At 43.7% G+C, this 21,749-nt stretch carries 21 protein-coding genes; all 21 read left to right on the forward strand.

Annotation, left to right across the window (positions count from 1 at the left end):
- Positions 1 to 5: 5 nt before the first annotated feature.
- The 21 genes from EDD59_RS01255 (at position 6) to EDD59_RS01355 (ending at position 21,715) form a co-directional block, all read left to right on the forward strand.
- Positions 6 to 2,450: an FtsK/SpoIIIE family DNA translocase gene (locus EDD59_RS01255; RefSeq protein WP_132378091.1), complete on the forward strand. Its 2,445-nt coding sequence runs from the start codon at positions 6 to 8 to the stop codon at positions 2,448 to 2,450.
- A 24-nt stretch (positions 2,451 to 2,474) separates the two neighbouring features.
- Positions 2,475 to 4,145: a formate--tetrahydrofolate ligase gene (locus tag EDD59_RS01260; protein WP_132378093.1), complete on the forward strand. Its 1,671-nt coding sequence runs from the start codon at positions 2,475 to 2,477 to the stop codon at positions 4,143 to 4,145.
- Between the two features lie 11 nt (positions 4,146 to 4,156).
- Complete coding sequence (gene folD / locus EDD59_RS01265; RefSeq protein ID WP_132378095.1) at positions 4,157 to 4,996, forward strand: bifunctional methylenetetrahydrofolate dehydrogenase/methenyltetrahydrofolate cyclohydrolase FolD; 840 nt, start codon at positions 4,157 to 4,159, stop codon at positions 4,994 to 4,996.
- Between the two features lie 11 nt (positions 4,997 to 5,007).
- Complete coding sequence (locus EDD59_RS01270) at positions 5,008 to 6,291, forward strand: chitobiase/beta-hexosaminidase C-terminal domain-containing protein (protein WP_132378097.1); 1,284 nt, start codon at positions 5,008 to 5,010, stop codon at positions 6,289 to 6,291.
- Between the two features lie 202 nt (positions 6,292 to 6,493).
- Entirely contained in the window at positions 6,494 to 7,675 is a 1,182-nt protein-coding gene (locus EDD59_RS01275) for an iron-containing alcohol dehydrogenase (protein WP_132378099.1), read from the forward strand.
- Between the two features lie 332 nt (positions 7,676 to 8,007).
- On the forward strand, positions 8,008 to 8,898 hold the full coding sequence (locus EDD59_RS01280) for a sulfide/dihydroorotate dehydrogenase-like FAD/NAD-binding protein (protein WP_132378101.1): 891 nt from the start codon (positions 8,008 to 8,010) through the stop codon (positions 8,896 to 8,898).
- Positions 8,898 to 10,292, forward strand: a complete 1,395-nt coding sequence (gene gltA, locus EDD59_RS01285) for an NADPH-dependent glutamate synthase (protein ID WP_132378103.1) — start codon at positions 8,898 to 8,900, stop codon at positions 10,290 to 10,292. The genes EDD59_RS01280 and gltA overlap by 1 nt, the downstream gene beginning before the upstream one ends.
- A gap of 9 nt (positions 10,293 to 10,301) precedes the next feature.
- Positions 10,302 to 10,781, forward strand: coding sequence for a 23S rRNA (pseudouridine(1915)-N(3))-methyltransferase RlmH (gene rlmH, locus EDD59_RS01290; RefSeq protein WP_132378105.1), 480 nt, complete (start codon positions 10,302 to 10,304; stop codon positions 10,779 to 10,781).
- Positions 10,782 to 11,036: 255 nt separating this feature from the next.
- Positions 11,037 to 11,984, forward strand: coding sequence for an L-lactate dehydrogenase (locus EDD59_RS01295; protein WP_132378107.1), 948 nt, complete (start codon positions 11,037 to 11,039; stop codon positions 11,982 to 11,984).
- A 37-nt stretch (positions 11,985 to 12,021) separates the two neighbouring features.
- A complete protein-coding gene (locus EDD59_RS01300; protein ID WP_132378109.1) occupies positions 12,022 to 13,194 on the forward strand; it encodes an NAD(P)-dependent malic enzyme in 1,173 nt (390 codons plus the stop codon).
- Positions 13,195 to 13,259: 65 nt separating this feature from the next.
- Complete coding sequence (locus EDD59_RS18640) at positions 13,260 to 13,343, forward strand: DNA-3-methyladenine glycosylase I (protein ID WP_408632274.1); 84 nt, start codon at positions 13,260 to 13,262, stop codon at positions 13,341 to 13,343.
- Positions 13,344 to 13,414: 71 nt separating this feature from the next.
- Complete coding sequence (locus EDD59_RS01310; RefSeq protein ID WP_132378113.1) at positions 13,415 to 13,699, forward strand: YabP/YqfC family sporulation protein; 285 nt, start codon at positions 13,415 to 13,417, stop codon at positions 13,697 to 13,699.
- A 36-nt stretch (positions 13,700 to 13,735) separates the two neighbouring features.
- Positions 13,736 to 15,007 carry a sporulation protein YqfD gene (locus tag EDD59_RS01315; RefSeq protein ID WP_330571845.1) on the forward strand — a complete coding sequence of 424 codons (1,272 nt, stop codon included), beginning with the start codon at positions 13,736 to 13,738 and terminating at the stop codon, positions 15,005 to 15,007.
- Positions 14,982 to 15,995, forward strand: a complete 1,014-nt coding sequence (locus EDD59_RS01320; RefSeq protein ID WP_132378115.1) for a PhoH family protein — start codon at positions 14,982 to 14,984, stop codon at positions 15,993 to 15,995. The genes EDD59_RS01315 and EDD59_RS01320 overlap by 26 nt, the downstream gene beginning before the upstream one ends.
- A 2-nt stretch (positions 15,996 to 15,997) precedes the next feature.
- Entirely contained in the window at positions 15,998 to 16,495 is a 498-nt protein-coding gene (gene ybeY / locus EDD59_RS01325) for an rRNA maturation RNase YbeY (protein ID WP_132378117.1), read from the forward strand.
- 21 nt (positions 16,496 to 16,516) lie between these two features.
- Complete coding sequence (locus tag EDD59_RS01330; protein ID WP_132378119.1) at positions 16,517 to 18,190, forward strand: putative polysaccharide biosynthesis protein; 1,674 nt, start codon at positions 16,517 to 16,519, stop codon at positions 18,188 to 18,190.
- Between the two features lie 62 nt (positions 18,191 to 18,252).
- Positions 18,253 to 18,612, forward strand: coding sequence for a hypothetical protein (locus tag EDD59_RS01335; RefSeq protein ID WP_132378121.1), 360 nt, complete (start codon positions 18,253 to 18,255; stop codon positions 18,610 to 18,612).
- Between the two features lie 37 nt (positions 18,613 to 18,649).
- A complete protein-coding gene (locus tag EDD59_RS01340; RefSeq protein WP_132378123.1) occupies positions 18,650 to 18,871 on the forward strand; it encodes a DUF896 domain-containing protein in 222 nt (73 codons plus the stop codon).
- Positions 18,849 to 19,466, forward strand: coding sequence for a 5-formyltetrahydrofolate cyclo-ligase (locus tag EDD59_RS01345; protein WP_132378125.1), 618 nt, complete (start codon positions 18,849 to 18,851; stop codon positions 19,464 to 19,466). The genes EDD59_RS01340 and EDD59_RS01345 overlap by 23 nt, the downstream gene beginning before the upstream one ends.
- Positions 19,467 to 19,564: 98 nt before the next feature.
- Positions 19,565 to 21,040, forward strand: a complete 1,476-nt coding sequence (gene miaB, locus EDD59_RS01350; protein WP_132378128.1) for a tRNA (N6-isopentenyl adenosine(37)-C2)-methylthiotransferase MiaB — start codon at positions 19,565 to 19,567, stop codon at positions 21,038 to 21,040.
- Positions 21,041 to 21,298: 258 nt separating this feature from the next.
- Complete coding sequence (locus EDD59_RS01355) at positions 21,299 to 21,715, forward strand: putative ABC transporter permease (protein ID WP_132378130.1); 417 nt, start codon at positions 21,299 to 21,301, stop codon at positions 21,713 to 21,715.
- The last annotated feature ends 34 nt before the right edge of the window (positions 21,716 to 21,749 follow it).

The following is a 21,749-nucleotide window of genomic DNA, read 5'->3' on the forward strand; positions in this document are numbered from 1 at the left end:
GTACTATGGCTACAAAGTCAACAAAAAAGAAAAAAAACACTAGAAATAAGCCGAAGAAATCCACTGAAAATAATGCCCTGAAGGAGGAAATCGCGATACTTTCGGTATTGGCGGTGTGTATCCTGCTGGCAATCAGTAACTTCGGCCTGGGCGGAATTGCAGGGGAGACGGTTTCGTCGGTTATATTTGGATTATTTGGATTTATAGCATATATTTTGCCATTTGTCCTGTTCGGTGTGGTTGCCTTTCTCATTTCTAATAAAGGCAACACACACGCATACATAAAAGCCGGGGCAGCTATTGTTTTGACACTGCTCCTCGCGGCATTTTTAGAATTGATCATGAACCCGTATGACTCCGGGGCAGGCTTAATGTCTTACTACAAAGCTTCCAGCCGGCACAGAAATGCAGGCGGCCTTATGGGAGGGTGCGCCGTAAAGCTGCTTTGTCCGCTGATTGGACGTGTTGGGTCATATGTGGTAGTGATTATTCTGATGATTATCTGCGTGATACTAATTACGGAAAAATCTCTCCTTTCCCCGTTAACTTACAAAAGCAAGGAAGCTTATGAGGAGGCGAAAAAGCGAAAAGAAATATCTGTACAAAGGCGTACCGACAGGCAGTCCAAAAAAGAAGCCAGACAGCAGGAAAAAGCGGACAGGAAGGCAAATGGCAACACTAGAAGGCAGGAACATAAGGTGTCCGGCGTTTCTTTTGCCACTACACTGACAAAAAGAAAGTCTCCAGATTTAAGGGAACTGACGGTATCTGATGATAACGATACTAAAGCACCGCCTGTCGCCTCTCCTTTTGAGGACCTGGTGATTGAACGGCCAGAGTCCGTCGAAGAAGTTGTTCCCGGGGAGGCGGACCAAACAATACAGGAAGCCGGTAAAAGGCAAAAAACAAAAGAAAGCGCCCGCCAGGTTGCCGCGGAAACTGCCCGTGTTGCAGAATCTGTTAAACAACAGGAGGAGCAGCAAAAGGTCGGTTACCAAAAACCACCTTTGACTTTATTGAGCCGGGGAAAGAAAGCAGGCGGAGATTCAGAGGCTCATCTTCGAGCAACGGCTTTAAAGTTGGAACAGACACTCCAGAATTTTGGAGTACAGGTGCATGTAACGAATGCAAGCCAGGGTCCTTCGGTAACGCGGTATGAGATTCAGCCGGAGCAGGGGGTCAAGGTAAGTAAGATTGTGGGACTTGCGGATGATATTAAACTGAATCTGGCTGTTACAGATTTGAGGATTGAGGCTCCGATTCCAGGAAAAGCTGCTGTAGGAATAGAGGTTCCAAACAGCGAAAATACTGCGGTCATGTTGAGAGACCTTCTGGAATCTAATGAATTTAAAAATAGTAAGTCAAGTATTCCCTTTGCGGTGGGGAAAAATATTTCCGGGAAAGTGGTAGTGGCAGACATTTCCAAGATGCCTCATCTCCTTGTGGCAGGAGCCACAGGTTCGGGAAAATCTGTCTGTATCAACACTTTGATTATGAGTATTATATATAAAAAAGACCCTGAGGATGTGAAATTGATTATGATAGACCCCAAAGTGGTGGAACTCAGTGTCTATAATGGAATTCCTCACCTTTTAATTGAAGTTGTTACCGACCCTAAGAAAGCAGCAGGAGCGCTGAACTGGGCGGTGGCAGAAATGGAAAAGCGGTATAAACTGTTTGCGGAATACAACGTAAGAGATTTAAAGGGATTTAATGAGAAAGCGAGTCGGATGAATACGGATGAAGATGCCCTGAAAAAGATGCCTCAGATTGTAATTATTGTGGATGAGCTGGCGGATTTGATGATGGTGGCCCCCGGAGAAGTGGAAGGGGCAATCTGCCGTCTGGCACAGCTGGCGAGAGCAGCGGGACTTCATTTAATACTGGCAACCCAGAGACCTTCCGTCAACGTTATTACGGGGCTGATTAAGGCAAACATGCCTTCGAGAATCGCATTTTCTGTATCTTCCGGTGTGGATTCAAGAACCATTATTGACATGAACGGTGCAGAGAAGCTTCTTGGAAAAGGAGATATGCTGTTTTATCCCACAGGATACCCTAAACCGGTCAGAGTGCAGGGCTCCTTTGTTTCAGATAAGGAGGTGCAGAAGGTGGTGGATTACTTAATTCAAAACTACGGAAATGTTTCTTACAATGAAGAGGTGGAGGAACACATGAATTCCAGTGCTGCAGGAAACCAAAGTCCAGGAGCATCTGATGACGACGACAGAGATGCTTATTTTGTAGAGGCAGGGAAACTAATCATAGATAAAGAAAAAGCTTCTATTGGAATGCTCCAGCGAATGTTTAAAATTGGATTTAACAGGGCTGCCCGGATTATGGACCAACTTGCCCAGTGTGGGGTGGTTGGACCGGAGGAAGGCACAAAGCCGAGAAAAATACTGATGTCAAAAGAGGAATTTGAACAATACATAGATGAGAACATATAAAAATATATGCAGGGAGGAAAATGTATGAAAACAGATATTCAAATTGCCCAGGGGGCGGAGCTGCTCCCTATTAAGGATGTGGCAGCCAGTATTGGAATTTCAGAGGAGGATCTTGAGCCTTATGGGAGATATAAGGCAAAACTGTCAGAATCTTTGTGGAACAAAATAAAAAGATGCAAGGATGGAAAGCTTGTTCTTGTGACAGCTATCAACCCCACTCCGGCCGGTGAGGGAAAAACTACAACTACGGTGGGGCTTGGACAGGCTATGGCAAAGCTGAACAAAAAGGCCCTGATTGCCCTGCGAGAACCTTCGCTTGGCCCATGCTTCGGCATCAAGGGAGGCGCTGCAGGAGGCGGGTATGCACAGGTTGTCCCCATGGAAGACCTGAATCTGCATTTTACAGGGGATTTCCATGCGATTACTTCAGCAAACAATCTTCTTGCCGCAATGCTTGATAATCATATACAGCAGGGAAACACGCTTCAAATTGATCCCCGCCAGATTGTCTGGAAACGCTGTCTGGATATGAATGACAGAGTTTTGCGCAACATTGTAGTGGGACTTGGGAACAAAACGGATGGCATGGTACGTGAAGATCATTTTGTAATTACAGTGGCCTCTGAAATTATGGCAATTCTGTGTCTGGCCGACGATCTGGCCGATTTGAAACGACGTCTTGGCAGAATCATTGTTGCCTATAATTTTGAAGGGAATCCCGTGACCGCAGAGGACTTACAGGCTACCGGGGCAATGACTGCACTTTTGAAAGACGCTCTCAAACCAAATATTATACAGACACTTGAACATACCCCGGCGCTTGTGCATGGAGGGCCCTTTGCAAATATCGCTCATGGCTGCAATAGCGTGCGTGCAACAAAAATGGCGTTGAAACTCAGCGATATTACCATTACGGAAGCTGGTTTTGGTGCAGATCTTGGGGCTGAAAAATTCATGGATATTAAATGCCGCAAAGCAGGCCTTAAACCAGATGCTGTAGTTTTAGTTGCAACTGTACGTGCTTTGAAGTATAATGGTGGAGCTGAAAAAGGCAATCTGGGCGAAGAGAGCCTTAAGGCCCTTGCAAAAGGCATTGTGAATTTGGAAAAGCATATAGAAAATATTCAGAAATATGATGTACCAATAGTAGTTGCATTGAATTCATTTGTAACAGACACCGCTGCCGAACATGAATTTATCCGCACATTCTGTGAAGAACGGGGATGTGAATTTGCACTTTCAGAGGTTTGGGAAAAGGGCGGTGAAGGCGGTATCCGGCTTGCAGAAAAGGTACTTGAGACACTGGAAAACAAAGAAAGCCATTTTCGTCTGCTCTATGAAGATGAATTATCTCTGAAAGATAAAATAGAAACGATAGCAAGAGAGATTTACGGTGCCCGTGGTGTCGTATATGAAGCTGCTGCCAAAAAGCAGCTTGCAAAAATTGAGAATATGGGATTTGGCTCTTTCCCTGTCTGTATGGCCAAGAATCAATATTCTTTGTCGGACGACGCCGGCAAATTAGGCCGTCCTGAAAATTTTGACATTCATATCCGGGAGGTCTATGTGAGTGCGGGAGCCGGGTTTGTGGTTGCATTGACAGGAGCCGTTATGACAATGCCGGGACTTCCGAAAGTGCCGGCGGCTAACCAGATTGATGTGACAGAAGACGGCAAAATTACCGGTTTATTTTAAGGAGGATGCAGATGGCACGGATAATTGACGGAAAATTAATTTCCAGCCAGATAAAGGATGAGCTTAAAGCAGAAGTTAATAAAATAAAGGAGGCAGGAGGGCATATTTGTCTGGCTGTTGTGCAGGTAGGAGAGGATCCTGCATCCACTGTATATGTAAGAAATAAAAAAAAGGCCTGTGCATATGTGGGGATTGAGTCCAGTGCTTTTGAGCTGCCGGAGACAACTACGGAGAAAGAGCTTGTGAATCTGGTGGAAAAGCTCAATGCTGACACAAGTGTCAACGGGATTCTTGTACAGCTTCCGTTGCCGCCCCACATTGATGAGGATAAGATTATACGTACTATTTCACCGGACAAAGATGTGGACGGTTTTCATCCGGTCAGTGTGGGCCGTCTCTGGATAGGGGAAAAGGGATTTGTGTCCTGTACTCCTGCCGGAATCATTCAGCTTTTGAAACGCTCGAATATTGAAATTGCGGGAAAAGAATGTGTCATAATTGGAAGAAGCAATATTGTGGGTAAGCCGATGGCTGCACTTTTGCTTCGTGAAAATGGAACGGTGACAGTGGCGCATTCACGTACAAAAGAGCTGAAGAAGGTTGCAAAAAGAGCTGATATTTTAATTGTTGCTGTAGGGAAAAAGCAGTTTATCAATTCTGAGTATGTAAAAGCCGGGGCTGTTGTCATTGATGTGGGCATGCACCATGACAAAGACAATAAGCTCTGTGGAGATGTGGATTATGAAGATGTAGCCCGCAAGACATCCGCAATTACTCCTGTTCCTGGAGGAGTCGGACCAATGACAATAGCCATGCTGATGAATAACTGTGTGGAAACTGTACGCAAATAGGAGGAAACAATATGAGGTGTACACATTGTGGTGCCATAATTCCGGATGATATGTTATATTGCCCGGAATGTAATATGGAAGTTCAGATTGTACCAGATTATAATCCTCTGGAAGATGTCCTTGCACGGGAAGTGAAGGGCTCTGTTGAAGATGCCACAAGACAGATTAAGACGGATGATATCAGAAGATACCGCCGGGGAGAAGCTTTAGAGTATAATAATTCCACGAGAGTCCTCAGTCAGAACGAACTAGATGAGATACGGGCAAGAAGAAATGCTGCAAGCCAGGGGCCAAGAAACAGACAGACGACAGGGGCTATGAGGCAGGGCAGGGCAGAAGCGGAGGAAAAGAGACGCCAGCAAATAGCCCGCAAAAAACGGCTGGCAAAGAAGCGCCGTAAGAGAGCACTGATTATTCTGCTGGTTTTTGCTGTTCTTGCTGGCATGTCCGGTTTTTTTCTTTATCAAAATTCCTATGCGGGACAGATGAGCAAAGGAAATCAGGCCCTGCGGTCCGGAGATTATACAGCGGCGGAAAACTATTTTAATAGTGCAATTTCTAAAAATGAAAAAAAGCCCGAAGGCTATACCGGATTGTCAAAGGTATATATCCAGCAGGACGATTTAGATGGGGCAGAAGCAGTATTTCTGACGGCAATCAGTTCGCAGCCGTCCAATGTGGAGTTGTACAGGGCGGTGATTAGTTTTTATGTAGACACCGACCAGCTTCTCAAAGTGTCTGAACTTTTAGATGATTGTGAGGATGATGAAGTTTTAAAAGGGGTGCAGGCTTATGTATCCAATGCACCTGAGTTTAGCCTGGAAGAAGGTACATATTCTGAGGTGCAGGAGGTTTCCTTAAACTCCTCGGGTGAAACAATTTATTATACTACAGATGGCTCAGAGCCTGATACATCTTCTGAAAAGTATACGGAGCCCATTCTTTTGCAGGAGGGCGAGACTACCGTTATGGCTATTTCAGTGAATAAAAGGGAAATTCCAAGCCTGACAGTCTCTAAAGTATATACAATTAATATTCCTGTTGCAGACGCGCCTGCGGTCACTCCTTCGACGGGGCAGTATGATGCGGCAACACAGATTACCATCAATGTTCCCGAAGGATATACAGCGTATTACACACTGGACGGCAGCGAGCCATCGGACACATCGGCAAAATACGAAGGGCCTATAGATATGCCGGAAGGACAGACCATGTTTAGCGCGGTTCTTGTCAGCAAACAGGGTAAATATACTCAGGTAACAAAACGAAACTATGTATTGGAGCCGGCAGGCTGATATACCACACCCCAAAAACATGATATAATAGAAAGACAATAGGCCATCGTGAAATTATATTTTTCGCGATGGCCTATAATTGTACTGGATTTTGTGCAAGCTTTTATAAGAAATTCACGGCATAATGGTTGCGTTAAAAGTTTAACGGTGGTATAGTATGGTTGTTAAGAGAATAACAAGACTGTAAAGGAGATGCAATTAAATGAGCAGGTTTACGTTACCAAGAGACATTTATCACGGAAAAGGAAGTCTGGCAGAACTCAAGAACTTAAAGGGGAAAAAAGCTGTTCTTGTAGTCGGAGGCGGTTCCATGAAGCGCCAGGGATTTCTTGACAAAGCGGTAGGATATCTAAAAGAAGCCGGGATGGAAGTTAAACTTTTTGAAGGCGTGGAGCCGGACCCATCAGTTGAGACAGTTATGAAGGGCGCAGAGGTAATGCGGGCTTTTGAGCCGGACTGGATTGTTTCCATGGGCGGAGGGTCTCCGATCGATGCAGCCAAGGCGATGTGGGCTTTCTATGAATATCCTGATGTAACATTTGAAGATTTATGTATTCCGTTTAACTTTCCTGAATTGAGACAGAAAGCAAAATTCGCTGCAATCCCCTCTACTTCAGGTACTGCAACAGAAGTCACGGCATTTTCAGTCATTACAGATTATCATACAGGTGTAAAATATCCGCTGGCTGATTTCAATATTACCCCCGATGTAGCAATCGTGGACGCAGAGCTAGTAGAGGCACTTCCTGTAAAACAGGTAGCCTATACTGGGATGGATGCACTGACTCATGCGATTGAAGCTTATGTATCCACTTTGAATTCCCCTTTCACAGATCCACTGGCAATCCAGGCAATCGAGATGGTATTTGATTATCTGCCAGAATCTTATAAGGGCAATCAGAATGCAAGAGAGCAAATGCACACTGCCCAATGTCTGGCAGGAATGGCATTTTCCAATGCCCTGCTTGGTATTGTACATTCTATGGCACATAAGACAGGGGCTGCTTTTTCTACCGGACACATTACACACGGATGTGCAAATGCAATGTATCTGCCATTTGTTATTAAGTACAATGCAAAAGACCCTGTGGCTGCGAAACGTTATGCTGAAATTGCACGCCGCACAGGACTTCCCGGAACTTCTGAGAAGGCCCTGATCAACAGCCTGTGTGAAAAGATAGATGATTTCAATGTACAGCTCAAAATACCTAAAACCTTGAAGGAATTTGGAATTGTGGAAGATGAATTCAAAGAGAAGATTGCTCATATTTCTGAACTGGCTGTAGGGGATGCCTGTACAGGCTCTAATCCAAGAAGCATTACGCCTGTGGAGATGGAAAAGTTGTTTTATTGTATTTATTATGGGACTGAAGTGGATTTCTAATGAAAATGCCAAGTCTTTCAAAATTTGACAGAATCTAAGAGAATCTTATATACATAGAGTTGGGGGGCAGGCAAACCAAAATGCCTGTCCCTGCTTTTTATATACTGGTGCTGCGCTTCATCTCGCTGTGGCAGAGCGCCATATGAATTTTCGGCAGCATATGCATACGAAAGCAAGCTTTCTCCTGCCTACGCTGTCGGAAATTCGCATGGCTGAACTGTTACATATACTGTCAAAACAGGTGGGCTCTATAAAAAAGAAGACTTGCCAAGCCCCTGTTTATGTCGTATTATAGAAAGGGTTGTTATTTATAGGGGACAAGGAGGAATAAGATGTATAAGATATTAAAAGCAGAAACACTTGCTGACAAGACGTATCTGATGGATGTACATGCACCGCGTGTTGCCAGTCATTGTCAGCCGGGTCAGTTTATAATTGTAAAGATGGACGATAAAGGAGAGAGGGTTCCGCTTACGATTTGTGACTATGACAGGGAAAACGGAACGATCACAATCGTATTTCAGGCAATAGGAGCTTCCACGACCAGAATGGCGGAGCTTAAAGCAGGGGACAGCTTCCGCGACTTCGTGGGACCTTTGGGCCAGCCGTCTGAGTTTATCAGTGAGGATATTGAAGAGTTAAAGAACAAAAAGATATTATATGTGGCCGGTGGTGTCGGCGCTGCCCCTGTTTATCCACAGGTGAAATGGCTGCATGAGCGCGGGATTGATGCGGATGTTATTGTCGGGTCTAAAACAAAAGATTTATTAATTTTGGAAAAAGAGTTGGAGGTTGTGGCAGGTAACTTGTATATAACTACAGATGATGGCTCTTATGGCCGTTCCGGTATGGTTACCTCTGTCATAGAGGATCTTGTGCAGAATGAGGGCAAACACTATGATGTATGTGTAGCCATCGGCCCCATGATTATGATGAAATTTGTCTGTCTGCTCACCAAGAAGCTGAATCTTCATACGATTGTCAGCATGAATCCAATCATGGTTGACGGAACCGGTATGTGCGGAGCCTGCCGTCTCCAGGTAGGTGATGAAGTGAAGTTTGCATGTGTGGACGGTCCCGAGTTTGATGGGCATCTTGTGGATTTTGATCAGGCTATGGCAAGATCCCGCATGTACAAGACAGAGGAAGGCCGTGAAATTTTGAGATTGCAGGAAGGGGACACCCATCACGGCGGCTGTGGTGTCTGTGGAGGTGATAACTAATGGCAGATATGTTAAAGAAGGTACCTGTAAGAGAACAGGCGCCGGAAGTAAGAGCAAAGAATTTTGAAGAGGTTTGTCTTGGATATAATAAAGAAGAAGCGATGGATGAGTCTACCCGCTGCCTGGAGTGTAAGAATGCAAGATGTATCCAGGGGTGTCCGGTGGCAATCAATATTCCTGGATTTATCAAGGAAGTAAAAGCAGGTAATATTGAAGAAGCTTACAAGGTAATCAGTGAATCCTCCGCACTGCCGGCTGTCTGCGGACGTGTATGTCCCCAGGAATCACAATGTGAACAGAGATGTATCCGCGGAATTAAAGGTGAGCCGGTGTCTATCGGAAAGCTAGAAAGATTTGTGGCAGATTATGCCCTGGAGAATGATATTAATCCGGAAGGCCCCAAGGAAAAGAACGGACAGAAGGTAGCAGTCATCGGTTCCGGTCCCTCAGGACTTACCTGTGCCGGAGACTTGGCAAAGATGGGCTATGACGTGACAGTTTTTGAAGCGCTTCACGAGTTGGGCGGTGTGCTTGTATATGGTATTCCTGAATTCCGTCTTCCGAAGCAGAGGGTTGTGGCAAAGGAAATAGAAAAGGTAAAGGGTTTAGGAGTTAAATTTGAGAAAAACGTTGTAATCGGCAAGTCTGTTACGATTGACCAGTTATTGGATGAAGAAGGTTTTGAGGCAGTATTTATAGGCTCGGGAGCAGGTCTCCCCATGTTTATGGGAATTCCGGGAGAGAACGCAAATGGTGTATTTTCCGCAAATGAATATCTGACAAGAAGCAATCTGATGAAGGCTTTTGATGATTCCTACGACACTCCTATTGCCGCAGGAAAGAAGGTTGCAGTTGTCGGGGGCGGAAATGTAGCTATGGATGCAGCAAGAACTGCTTTGAGGCTTGGCGCAGAAGTGCATGTTGTATACAGAAGAAGTGAAGAAGAACTTCCAGCCAGAGTTGAAGAAGTGCATCATGCGAAGGAAGAGGGGATTATCTTTGACCTCCTTACCAATCCAAAAGAAATACTTGTAGATGAGAACGGCAATGTCCGGGGGATGAAAGTGGTTAAGATGGAACTGGGGGAACCTGACGCATCAGGCAGGAGGCGCCCCATAGAGATTCCCGGCTCTGAGTATGAGATTGAAGTAGACACTGTGATTATGTCTCTTGGAACATCACCTAATCCGTTGATTTCTTCTACTACAATCGGACTGGATGTAAACAGAAGGAAATGTATCATTGCGGAAGAAGAAACCGGACAGACTTCAAAAGAAGGCGTATATGCAGGCGGTGATGCCGTAACCGGAGCAGCTACCGTTATTCTTGCTATGGGTGCAGGAAAAGCCGGTGCAAAGGGAATTGATGAATATCTGCGCAATAGAGACAAATAATGGATGTAAATGAAGATTACACTTTTGACAGTAGGAAAGATAAAAGAAAAATATCTGAAAGACGCTATTGCGGAATACACTAAACGCCTGAGTAAATATTGCAAACTTGAAGTTATAGAAGTCGCAGATGAAAAAACGCCTGACCAGATCAGTGAGACTGTTGAGAACAGTATCAGGGAAAAAGAGGGAGAGCGCCTTCTGAAATATCTCCGGGATGATGCTTTTGTCATCACTCTGGAGATACAGGGATGTCAGCTTACCTCCGAAGACCTGGCAGGAAAGATAGAAGGACTAGGCATATCCGGCATCAGCCATATCATCTTTGTCATTGGCGGTTCTATAGGTCTTAGTAGAAAAGTCACGAAACATTCAGACTATGCACTCAGTTTTTCATGTATGACATTCCCACATCAGCTGATGAGGGTTATTTTGCTGGAACAAATTTACAGAAGTTACCGGATTATACAAGGAGCACCCTATCATAAATAGGTCCCGGGAGAAACAATTCTTCTGGGATTTTTCTGGTTAACTGGTCATACATTATCCGGATGCAGAATTCGCAGAAGAATATTGCCCAACAAAAGTTTTTTATACAAACATTTGACACTTATGCTGTAATGTGATAGACTTGCGTAAAAAGTGATTTTTTTAACAAGGTCACATTTGACATTTAATTATAGGCTTTACATCAAGTTCTTAAAAACCTGAAATGCCAAAAAATATTACAGCAAAAGGAGTGCAAATATGCAAAGTACAAACGGAAAAAAGATTGTTGTAGTCGGAGCCGGGAATGTAGGGGAGGCAATTGCCTATACCCTCATGGCAAAAGCCCAGGCTGAGGATATTGTTCTGGTGGATGTAAACCAGGACAGAGCGAAAGGTGCAGCTCTTGATATTGCACATGGAACCAGCTTTCATCATCAGGTACAGGTCAGGCAGGCCGGATACGAGGAATGTGCAGGTGCAGATATCATTATTATTACTGCCGGAATCGCAAGAAAGCCGGGGCAGACCCGCCTGGAGCTGGCGAAGACCAATGTTTCCATTATCAGAAGTATTACAGAGAGTATCATGAAATATGCTGAAAACCCGCTAATTATTGTTGTTTCCAATCCTGCGGATGTTATGACTACGGAGGTAAAAGAATTTTCAGGACTCCCGGCCCACCGGGTAATCGGAAGCGGGACTTCTTTGGATACTGCCAGGTTCCGTTATAATATCAGTACAGAACTTGGTGTGAATGTAAAAGATGTTCAGGCATATATTGTCGGAGAGCATGGAGACAGTCAGGTGCCGGTATGGAGCTCGGCCATAGTAGGCGGCCTTCCTATGACGGAGTATGAAGAACAGACAGGAATCTCACTTGACAAAGCAGCAATTGCAGAACATACGAAGGTAGGCGGAGCCGAAGTAATCGGACTGAAAGGTGCAACTTTCTACGGGGTTGCAATGTCAGTGTCAACAATCGTAGAAGCAATCACGAAGGATGAAGGCGCCATACTCCCTGTGGCTCACGTGCTGGATGAGAGCTTTGGAGAGTGGGCAGGTGTCGCTGTTTCCCTTCCATGCCGCATCGGAGGAGAAGGAATTGAAAAGAGCTTTAGAATTCCTATGAATGAAGAAGAAACGCAGGCAATGAACCATTCTGTTGAAATATTAAAAGGTTTTTGGAGACAGGTAAAAGAACAATAAAAACAGGTGAAAAGCAATAGAAAAGGAGAGTAAAAACATGGACAAGAAGGAATTTGCATTAAAACAACACGAGGAATGGGCAGGCAAGATTGAAGTGACCAGCAGAGCAAAACTTGAGACACCAGAAGATTTGTCTGTTGCCTATACTCCGGGAGTTGCAGAGCCTTGTTTAAAGATTTCAGAGGATGTAGACTTATCTTACAAATATACACGCCGTGCCAACATGGTGGCAATTATTACGGACGGAACTGCAGTCTTAGGACTTGGAGACATTGGTCCTGAAGCCGGAATGCCTGTTATGGAGGGGAAATGTGTGCTATTTAAAGAATTCGGCGGCGTAGATGCGTTTCCTCTGTGCGTACGCACAAAGAATGTGGATGAAATCGTAAAGACGGTAAGTCTTTTGGCAGGAAGTTTTGGCGGAGTGAATCTGGAAGACATTTCTGCGCCGAGATGTTTTGAAATTGAAAAGAAGCTTAAAGAATGCTGTGATATTCCGATTTTTCACGATGACCAACATGGTACGGCGGTCGTAACAGCGGCAGCGCTTATTAATGCCCTGAAGCTGACGGGAAAAAATCTTGACGAGATAAAAGTAGTTACTTCCGGTGCAGGTGCAGCAGGAATTGCTATCATAAAGCTCTTAGTAAGCCTGGGACTTAAAAACGTTATTATGTGTGACCGGAAAGGTGCTATCTACAAGGGCCGTGAAGGTTTAAATACCGAAAAAGCAGAGATGGCTGAAATCTGTAACCTTGGCATGGAAAAAGGGACTCTGGCAGATGTATTAGCGGGTGCAGATGTATTTATCGGCGTATCTGCCCCGGGAACTGTTACAGAGGAAATGGTAAAGAATATGGCCGACAAGCCAATTCTTTTCCCGATGGCGAATCCTGTTCCGGAGATTATGCCGGATCTGGCTAAAAAAGCAGGTGCCGCAGTCATCGGTACCGGAAGAAGTGATTTCCCGAACCAGATTAACAATGTACTGGCATTTCCCGGTATTTTCCGCGGCGCACTGGATGTACGTGCGAAGGACATCAACGATGAGATGAAGGTAGCTGCGGCATATGCTATTGCGGGCTTGGTAGAGGAAGATAAACTGTCACCTGACTATATTATTCCGAATCCATTTGACAAACGCGTTGCAGATGAAGTTGCTAGGGCCGTTGCAGAAGCTGCAAGAAAGAGCGGTGTGGCCAGAGTCTAAAAATTATATTGACCGTTTTTAGAAGCATAATTATAAAGGCACAGTTTTTCTTATCCAGGGGAGCTGTGTCTTTTATCTATTCCTTTATGCAGGCAGTAGGCATGATGAAAGACCACTTGGTATCCTGTGCTTTTTACGAAGTGAGTTGAAGCAACATAAGAATAAGACAAAATTTCTGCACATATACTACAAATAAAGGGCGTATGTGTGGCATTTTGATATGGGCAAAGAAAGAGAGAATGATAGATTAAAGGAGAAGCTTGCATCTGCTGCAAGTATGCCCAAGGACGTAGTTCTCGGGGCGGCTGTCGTGACAATCATCGGGGCGGGGGAGGTTTGCATTGAGAATTACAGGGGAATCATAGAATACACAGATGTATTGATCCGTGTACAGACAAAAGGATATCAAATCAAGCTGCAGGGCAAGCATTTGCAGATAGAATATTATACCAATGATGAAATGAAGATAACAGGCAGGATAGTTTCACTAGAATATTGTAAGTGAGGTAAGGAAACTGTGATTCAGTCAATAATTCGGTATATGCGGGGATACGTGAAGATCCGGGTGGAAGGCTACTCCCCGGAACGTTTTTTAAACCTTTGCAGACATCATCAAATTTACATATGGGGACTTACTCCCTGCGGCAATGCATATGAGCTGTATATGAGCCTGAAAGGATTCCGGAAGCTTAGGCCTATTGTAAGGAAGACGCATACAAGAGTAGTGCTTATCTCGAGAGTTGGTCTTCCTTTTTTTATATATAAATACAGGAAAAGAAAACTTTTTTTCTTAAGTTTCTTTCTCTGTATGGGATTGCTGTATCTTTACTCTAGTTTTATCTGGGACATTCATTTTGAAGGAAATGAGAAGTGGACCAATGAGACATTGCTGGAGTTTTTGGAAACGAAGAATGTTGCCCCCCATATGCCAAAAAGTAAAGTAGACTGTGCACAGATTGTAAAAGATATCCGAAAGGAGTATGATGATATCGTATGGGTGTCTGCCTCCATTGACGGAAGCAGGCTTAACATACAGATAAAAGAAAATGAGGATACTTTCCGGGAAGACGGGGAGGATAAGACGGTCAGCCCGGCAAAAGGTGTGGATGCCCAAAGTCAGGAAGATACAGAACAGCCTAAGGACCTGATTGCCTCCAAAGACGGTGTTATTACCAGTATTATTACCAGAACGGGCGTACCTCAGGTGCATGAGGGGGACACGGTGTCTAAAGGAGATATTCTGGTATCCGGCAGAGTAGAGGTGGTTAACGACAGCCTGGAAGTTGTCGGATACCAATATCAAAAAGCGGATGCAGATATTTTTGCGGACACGCAGATGCATTATAAGGATACAATCAGCACAAAATATAAAAAAAAGTATTATGAAAAGTCCAAAAGATACCAGTATTATGTTAAAATAGGTTCTTGGTTTGTAGATTTGGGGACACTCAAAAACAATTACAAGGAATGGGATTTGCGAACAAATGAACACCAACTTAAACTGGGTGAAAATTTTTATCTTCCAATATCTTACGGGAGTAAAGTTATAAAATCTTACACCCCGAAAGAAAAAACATATACAAAAGAAGAGATTCAGAAGCAATTAACTGAAAACTTTGAACAATTTTCCAAAAGGTTACAAGAAAAAGGTATTCAAATCAAGGAAAATAGTGTTAAAATACACATAGGCCAAAACGAGGCTTCTGCCACAGGAGAACTCTTTTTGAATGAAAGAATTACCCAGGAGGCAGATACGGAAATCATTGAAATTGAAAGGAGCGAACAGGATGAGTCTGTCAGAACTGATAATTGATATACCGGCCGAACATGAGAAAAATGTATTCGGCCAGTTTGATGCATACGCGAAAAAACTGGAGCGTGCCTTCCGTGTCACGCTGATACCACGGGACGGGGAGACAAAAATTTTGGGAGAAAGCCCGGCTGTGGAAAAAGTAAAGAACATTCTGGCTCAGCTTACGGAGCTCTCCCAACGCGGAAATGTCATCACAGAGCAAAATGTAGATTATGCCATATCCCTTGTTTTTGAAAATCAGGAGGAGAGTCTCGTAGAGATTGACAGGGAGGTAATCTGTCATACTCTCCAGGGAAAACCGATCAAACCTAAGACGCTGGGACAGAAACGCTATGTGGATGCCATTCGAAATAGAATGATAACTTTTGGACTTGGACCTGCCGGAACAGGAAAGACCTATCTCGCCATGGCAATGGCAATTACAGCTTTTAAGCGGGAGGAAGTCAGCCGGATTATTCTGACCCGGCCTGCCATCGAGGCAGGGGAGAAGCTTGGCTTTCTTCCGGGAGACCTGCAGAGCAAAATTGATCCTTACCTCAGGCCGCTTTACGATGCTCTGTATCAGATTATGGGGGCGGAAAGTTTTCTGAAGAATTCGGAGAAGGGATTGATTGAGGTAGCTCCTCTTGCTTACATGAGAGGGCGTACTCTGGACAATGCTTTCATTATACTGGATGAAGCACAGAACACTACACCTGCACAGATGAAGATGTTTCTGACCCGCATCGGATTTGGCTCTAAAGTAGTGATTACCGGAGACTCCACTCAGAAGGATTTACCTGCCGGTGCCGTTTCAGGCCTGGATGCGGCAGTGAATGTGGTAAAAAATATTGAGGATATAAGTATCTGTACACTGACGAGCAAAGATGTCGTGCGTCACCCGCTTGTACAGAAAATTGTAAAAGCCTATGAGGACTATGAGAAAAAGGGAACTCGATTTGAAAATAAATCAAGTTACAAATCAAAAAAGAATCATAAGAGGAGATAAACATGAGTTTATACACGGAAGAGGAAGGTACCGCAGTTCTGCCTTTTGACACAAAACAGACAGCAGAGCTTGTGATCGAAGCTGCGCTGGAATATGAGGGATGTCCATATGAAGCGGAAATAAACCTGCTGCTTACCACAGATGAGGATATCCGGGAAATGAACCAAATGTTCCGTCAGATAGACAAGCCTACAGACGTTCTTTCATTTCCCATGCTGGAATATGAGACTCCCGGAGATTTTTCTGCCCTGGAGGAGAACACTCAAGATGCTTTTAATCCTGAATCCGGCGAACTGATGCTGGGAGATATTGTCATTTCCAAGGACAAGGTACTTTCCCAGGCAGAGTATTATGGGCACACCCCGAGGCGGGAATTTGCTTTTCTTATTGCCCACAGTATGCTTCATTTATTCGGATATGACCATATGAAAGACGAGGAGCGTTTCATTATGGAGAAAAAGCAGAGTGATATTTTACAAAATGTTCAAATATTGAGGTAATGTAAATAACGGAGGATACATATGGCTGAGTCACATAAGCGAAAAGCAAAAAAAGATGATTTCCTGATGCAGGGAGCAATACTGGCAGCCGCCGGTGTTATTACAAAAATCATTGGTGTTGTATACCGGATCCCCCTGACGAATATTCTGGGAGATGAGGGGATCGGGTTTTACGGGTATGCCTTTGAGGTATATGCTATGGCACTGGTTCTTTCTTCTTTGAGCCTTCCAACTGCCGTATCCAAGCTGGTTTCTGCGAGAATGGCAATGAAGCAGCGCAAAAATGCATTTAGGGTATTTACATGTTCCTTAATTTTTGCGATAGTAGTGGGGACCCTCTTTGCACTGATTATTTTTTTCGGAGCAGATGCGTTCTCCACCCATCTGATGAAATCTCCCTTAAGTGCTTTTGCACTTAAGGTATTGGCACCGGGACTTTTCATTGTTTCTATTTTGGGAGTGCTCAGGGGATATTTTCAGGGTTTGGGGACTATGGTGCCGACAGCAGTGTCCCAAATAATTGAGCAGATCGTCAATGCAGTTGTAAGCATTCTCGGTGCAGTGTTTCTTTTTAAAGTCGGGACACGGGCAGCTGAGAAGCAGAACAATGAATTGCTGGGGCCGGCCTACGGTGCAGCAGGAGCTACTGTAGGTACAATTGTCGGAGCGCTCTTCGCATTATTGTTTCTGATTTTTGCCTTTTTTGTGTACAAGGATGTTATAAAGAGACAGATCCGCAGGGATAAAAGCCGAAGGACAGAAAGTTACAGCCGGATACTTAAGATTCTGATAGCGACTATTATCCCGGTGATTTTCAGCACGGCAGTTTACAATATTAACCAGATTCTGGACATGACACTTTTCAATATGATCATGGCCGCGCAGGGGTTCACAGAAGAAAAGTATATGGCCCTTCTGGGAATTTATTCCGGCAAATATAATACATTGATCAGTGTGCCCCTGGCTATGGCGAACGGGCTGGCAGCTTCTGTCATACCCAGTCTGACTGCAGCAGTGACAACAAGTAATAGGCCCCAGGTTTATAATAAGATTAACCAGTCAATTCGATTCACTATGTTGATTGCAATTCCCTGCTTCGTAGGATTTGTGGTACTTGCATCTCCGATTATGGTTCTTTTGTTCAACGATGCCAGCACCACCCCGGCCGCACTCCTGGCATTGGGCGCCATTACAATAGTTTTGTACTGCCTTTCCACAGTGTCAAATTCTATTCTTCAAGGATTGGACAAGATATCAACACCGGCGAAAAACGCGGGAATCTCACTGGTGATACATATCATTGCACTGCTGATTATGCTGATTGTTTTCAAATGGAATATTTATGCACTGGTGGGAAGCAATATTGTGTTTGCACTTTGCATGTGCATTCTAAATATGAGTGCCATCCACAAAGCAAGCGGCTATAAACAGGATATGGAGAAGAACTATGTACGCCCTCTGCTGGCGGCGGTTATTATGGGAGTTGTGACATATGCGGTACATCTGATTCTGGACATCTTGATTGGAGGACGTTTTGCTACCATAATTTCCATCCTGATCGCAGTACTTGTCTATGCCGTAAGTGTGTTAAAGCTTGGAGTTCTTTCTGTAGATGATATCCTTGCTTTGCCTCAGGGAAATAAGATTCTGCGGCTCTGCAGAAGGTTACATCTGCTCTCTGAAGAGGAATATTAGTAAAAACTGTATAAAAGCGGTAAAAAAGCCAATACTGTATGAAAAAAAGGAGTTGAATCCTTATGAAAAAGAAGTATTATGTTGGCTTTTTTACAGGGATATTTTTATTGGCTATTATATTGGGCATTGGATATCAGCTCAGTTACCGGCACACAATGAACCGGCAGGAGGCGAAGTCAGAGCAGGAGAAAACAACTGAAAGTGTGACGACAAAGGGCGACGCAACAAAGAATGAGGGATATTATATATGTGAACTCCACGGATATGTGGTTGTATACCTATATGACAAAACAACAGTCTACGAGGTTACCAGTATTCTGGTCTCAGATTTGCCCGAGGATGTACAAAAAGAAGTGAAAAGCGGAAAGTATGTTGAGAAAGAGTCAGAGGTGTACGGCTTTTTGGAGAACTATTCCAGCTGATAAGTGGACGAAATCTATCAAATAGTGGGAGAAAAAGATGGACGAACAAAAGATTAAACGAATTAACGCATTATATAGGAAATCCAAGGCTGAAGGCCTGACTGAATGTGAAAAGAAGGAGCAGAAAGTGCTCCGTCAGGAATATATTGATTCCTTCAAGCGCAACCTGCGCAGTCAGCTTGACAATATTGATATTGAGGAAAAAGACGGAACAATAGTGAATCTTGGTGAAAAATATGGAGACAAAAAAGCAAATTAGAACAAGGATAAGAAATGAGCGGGCCGCACTTAATCCGAAAATGAGACAGGCTTTCAGTGACAAGATTTTTGAACAGATAATCAGCCATCCGTTGTATAGACATGCCGGAGAAATCTACTGTTATGTTTCCTTCGTGGAGGAGGTGTCCACGGAGAAGCTGATTTCTTATTCTTTAAAAATGGGGAAAAAAGTTGCGGTTCCGAAGATTATTGTGGATAACTTTGCCGCGAAGGAGAACATTTCTGATTTGCAGGAGAAATCTGTAACCTTTAAGCAAAAAAGAAAGATGGAATTTTATTACATAGAAGGTACTGATGAATTAAGTGAAGGGTATTTTGGAATTATGGAACCGCCGGAAAAGACACCGGCCTGTGGAGATAATGTTTTGGTTGTCATGCCCGGGGTTGCGTTTGACAGACAATGTAACCGTATCGGCTATGGAAAGGGTTTTTATGATTCTTATCTAAAGCAGCACCCCCAATTTCGAAGAATAGCACTTGCCTACTCCATGCAGTGCCTCGACACTTTTCCAGCCGAGGCACACGATATCCGTCCGGAAATGATTATTACAGAAGAGGAGACTTATACATGTTAAACGGACTTCCGCACTTTAAAAGGTGCGGTTTTTCGTTGAAAAAACAAAGCCCTTAAAGTATAATGTATAAATGTATGATAAGGAAAGGAATATATGTAATGATTGATAATACAAAAAATGAAGAGTTTGAAACAATTCTGGACACTATAGATCTCAGCAAACCGGCACCGGTAGACGAACCGAAAAGACAGTATTATTTTATCAAGAAGGCGCGTGGATATGTAAAACAAATGAGTGAAAAGGCAGGGCGCCCGCTTTTCTCACATGTCACAACCTTTGGGTGTCAGATGAACGCAAGGGACTCAGAGAAGTTGACCGGCATTCTGGAGCAAATTGGTTATCGGGAGGAGACAGAGGAAGAAAAGGCAGATTTTGTTATTTACAACACTTGTACTGTCCGCGAGAATGCCAATCAGAGGGTCTATGGAAGAATCGGACAGTTAAAAAAGGGGAAGAAGGACAATCCTTATATGCTGATAGGCCTATGTGGCTGTATGATGCAGGAAACGGAAGTTGTGGAGAAACTGAAAAAGAGCTATCGATATATAGATTTGATTTTTGGTACTCACAACATTTACAAATTTGCTGAGTTGATTGTGACACGTTTAGAATCTCAGGGAATGGTGATTGATATCTGGAAAGATACAGATAAAATTGTGGAAGATCTTCCGAGTGAAAGAAAGTATTTTTTTAAATCTGGAGTAAATATCATGTTCGGCTGCAACAATTTTTGCAGCTACTGCATCGTACCCTATGTGAGAGGACGGGAAAGAAGCCGCAATCCCCAGGATATTATCCGTGAGATAGAAGCACTGGTGGCCGATGGAGTAGTGGAAATTATGCTGTTGGGCCAAAATGTGAATTCCTATGGTAAAAATCTGAAAACCCCCATGAGTTTTGCTGAGCTTTTACAGGAAATTGAAAAAATAGAAGGACTCAAAAGAATTCGCTTCATGACCTCTCACCCGAAGGATTTATCTGATGAACTGATCGAGGTGATGGGAAAGTCCCAAAAGATATGTAAACATCTGCATTTACCTGTACAATCGGGAAGCAGCCGGATTCTAAAAAGTATGAACCGTGGTTATACCAAAGAGCACTATCTGGAGCTTGTAGATAAAATCCGCACAGCTGTTCCTGATATTTCTCTGACTACGGATATTATTGTGGGGTTTCCAACTGAAACAGAGGAAGATTTCCAAGAGACTCTGGATGTGGTCAGAAAAGTACGCTATGACAGTGCCTTTACTTTCATTTATTCAAAAAGGACAGGAACTCCGGCTGCATCGATGGAAAAGCAGGTCGCGGATGCAGTGGTGAAGGATAGATTTAACCGTTTGCTTCAGGAAGTGCAAAAAATTTCCGGGGAAGTGTGCAGTGTACATACGGATACTGTTCAAGAGATATTGGTGGAGGGCGTGAATGACCACGACTCACTGCTTATGACAGGAAGAATGAGCAACAATCAGTTAGTTCATTTTCCGGGAGGTGAGAGTTTGATTGGGAAAATTATTGATGTAAAACTGAAAGAATGTAAAGGCTTTTACTATATTGGAGAATTGCTTAAGAAATAAATTCCAATTATATTTCATATAAAAACGTCCAGACTATATATGAATGATGTAGGGGACAAAAGGTATTTTGCCCCCTGATACCTACGGATTGCTCCGCACTTTTTGCTCCCGCAATCCTAAAAACATTCGAAATCCGCCCTACTCGGGCTTCTTTCTCATGTTTTGCAGGTCCCAAAGTCATGCTTTTTCATGCAAGCATGAAACGCATGACCTTGTGACCCTGGTATCATATGAATACTATATAGGAGGGCATTTTTTGTGAAGAAACTAAGTGAATATTTATTTCTATGGACGCTGGGAGGCACAATTTATTATGCGTTTGAAATGGTATTCAGAGGGTTTTCCCACTGGTCCATGTTTGTATTGGGAGGAGCGTGCATGGTGTTTTTTGCACAGCAGGGACTCTGGATGAAATGGAAAGATCCGCTGTGGCTTCAAGTAATCCGCTGCGCGGTGTTTGTGACTGCGGCAGAATTTATTACCGGAATTATTGTGAATAAGTGGCTGGGATGGGACGTGTGGGATTATTCAGACCAGATATTCCAACTTTTCGGGCAGATTTGTGTGCCATTTATTATTCTGTTTTCCGGTCTGTGTGTCCTGGGAATCTTTTTGACAGGTTATTTACTCCACTGGCTCTATGGGGAGGAGAAGCCTCAATTTCACGTGTTGTAAGTTTGACAAATAAAACCTCCTCTTTCATAATTCA

Origin of the sequence: Muricomes intestini (assembly GCF_004346165.1) — a bacterium.
Lineage (GTDB): Bacteria > Bacillota > Clostridia > Lachnospirales > Lachnospiraceae > Muricomes > Muricomes intestini.

Bases quoted from the DNA above. Each gene is read 5' to 3' on its own strand.
- gltA (WP_132378103.1), top strand. From the start codon at position 8,898: ATGGCAGATATGTTAAAGAAGGTACCTGTAAGAGAACAGGCGCCGGAA.
- EDD59_RS01300 (WP_132378109.1), top strand. From the start codon at position 12,022: ATGGACAAGAAGGAATTTGCATTAAAACAACACGAGGAATGGGCAGGC.
- miaB (WP_132378128.1), top strand. From the start codon at position 19,565: ATGATTGATAATACAAAAAATGAAGAGTTTGAAACAATTCTGGACACT.
- folD (WP_132378095.1), top strand. From the start codon at position 4,157: ATGGCACGGATAATTGACGGAAAATTAATTTCCAGCCAGATAAAGGAT.
- EDD59_RS01310 (WP_132378113.1), top strand. From the start codon at position 13,415: ATGGGCAAAGAAAGAGAGAATGATAGATTAAAGGAGAAGCTTGCATCT.
- EDD59_RS01340 (WP_132378123.1), top strand. From the start codon at position 18,650: ATGGACGAACAAAAGATTAAACGAATTAACGCATTATATAGGAAATCC.
- EDD59_RS01345 (WP_132378125.1), top strand. From the start codon at position 18,849: ATGGAGACAAAAAAGCAAATTAGAACAAGGATAAGAAATGAGCGGGCC.
- EDD59_RS01295 (WP_132378107.1), top strand. From the start codon at position 11,037: ATGCAAAGTACAAACGGAAAAAAGATTGTTGTAGTCGGAGCCGGGAAT.
- rlmH (WP_132378105.1), top strand. From the start codon at position 10,302: ATGAAGATTACACTTTTGACAGTAGGAAAGATAAAAGAAAAATATCTG.
- EDD59_RS01330 (WP_132378119.1), top strand. From the start codon at position 16,517: ATGGCTGAGTCACATAAGCGAAAAGCAAAAAAAGATGATTTCCTGATG.
- EDD59_RS01280 (WP_132378101.1), top strand. From the start codon at position 8,008: ATGTATAAGATATTAAAAGCAGAAACACTTGCTGACAAGACGTATCTG.
- EDD59_RS01315 (WP_330571845.1), top strand. From the start codon at position 13,736: ATGCGGGGATACGTGAAGATCCGGGTGGAAGGCTACTCCCCGGAACGT.
- EDD59_RS01255 (WP_132378091.1), top strand. From the start codon at position 6: ATGGCTACAAAGTCAACAAAAAAGAAAAAAAACACTAGAAATAAGCCG.
- EDD59_RS01320 (WP_132378115.1), top strand. From the start codon at position 14,982: ATGAGTCTGTCAGAACTGATAATTGATATACCGGCCGAACATGAGAAA.
- EDD59_RS01335 (WP_132378121.1), top strand. From the start codon at position 18,253: ATGAAAAAGAAGTATTATGTTGGCTTTTTTACAGGGATATTTTTATTG.
- EDD59_RS01270 (WP_132378097.1), top strand. From the start codon at position 5,008: ATGAGGTGTACACATTGTGGTGCCATAATTCCGGATGATATGTTATAT.
- EDD59_RS01260 (WP_132378093.1), top strand. From the start codon at position 2,475: ATGAAAACAGATATTCAAATTGCCCAGGGGGCGGAGCTGCTCCCTATT.
- ybeY (WP_132378117.1), top strand. From the start codon at position 15,998: ATGAGTTTATACACGGAAGAGGAAGGTACCGCAGTTCTGCCTTTTGAC.
- EDD59_RS01275 (WP_132378099.1), top strand. From the start codon at position 6,494: ATGAGCAGGTTTACGTTACCAAGAGACATTTATCACGGAAAAGGAAGT.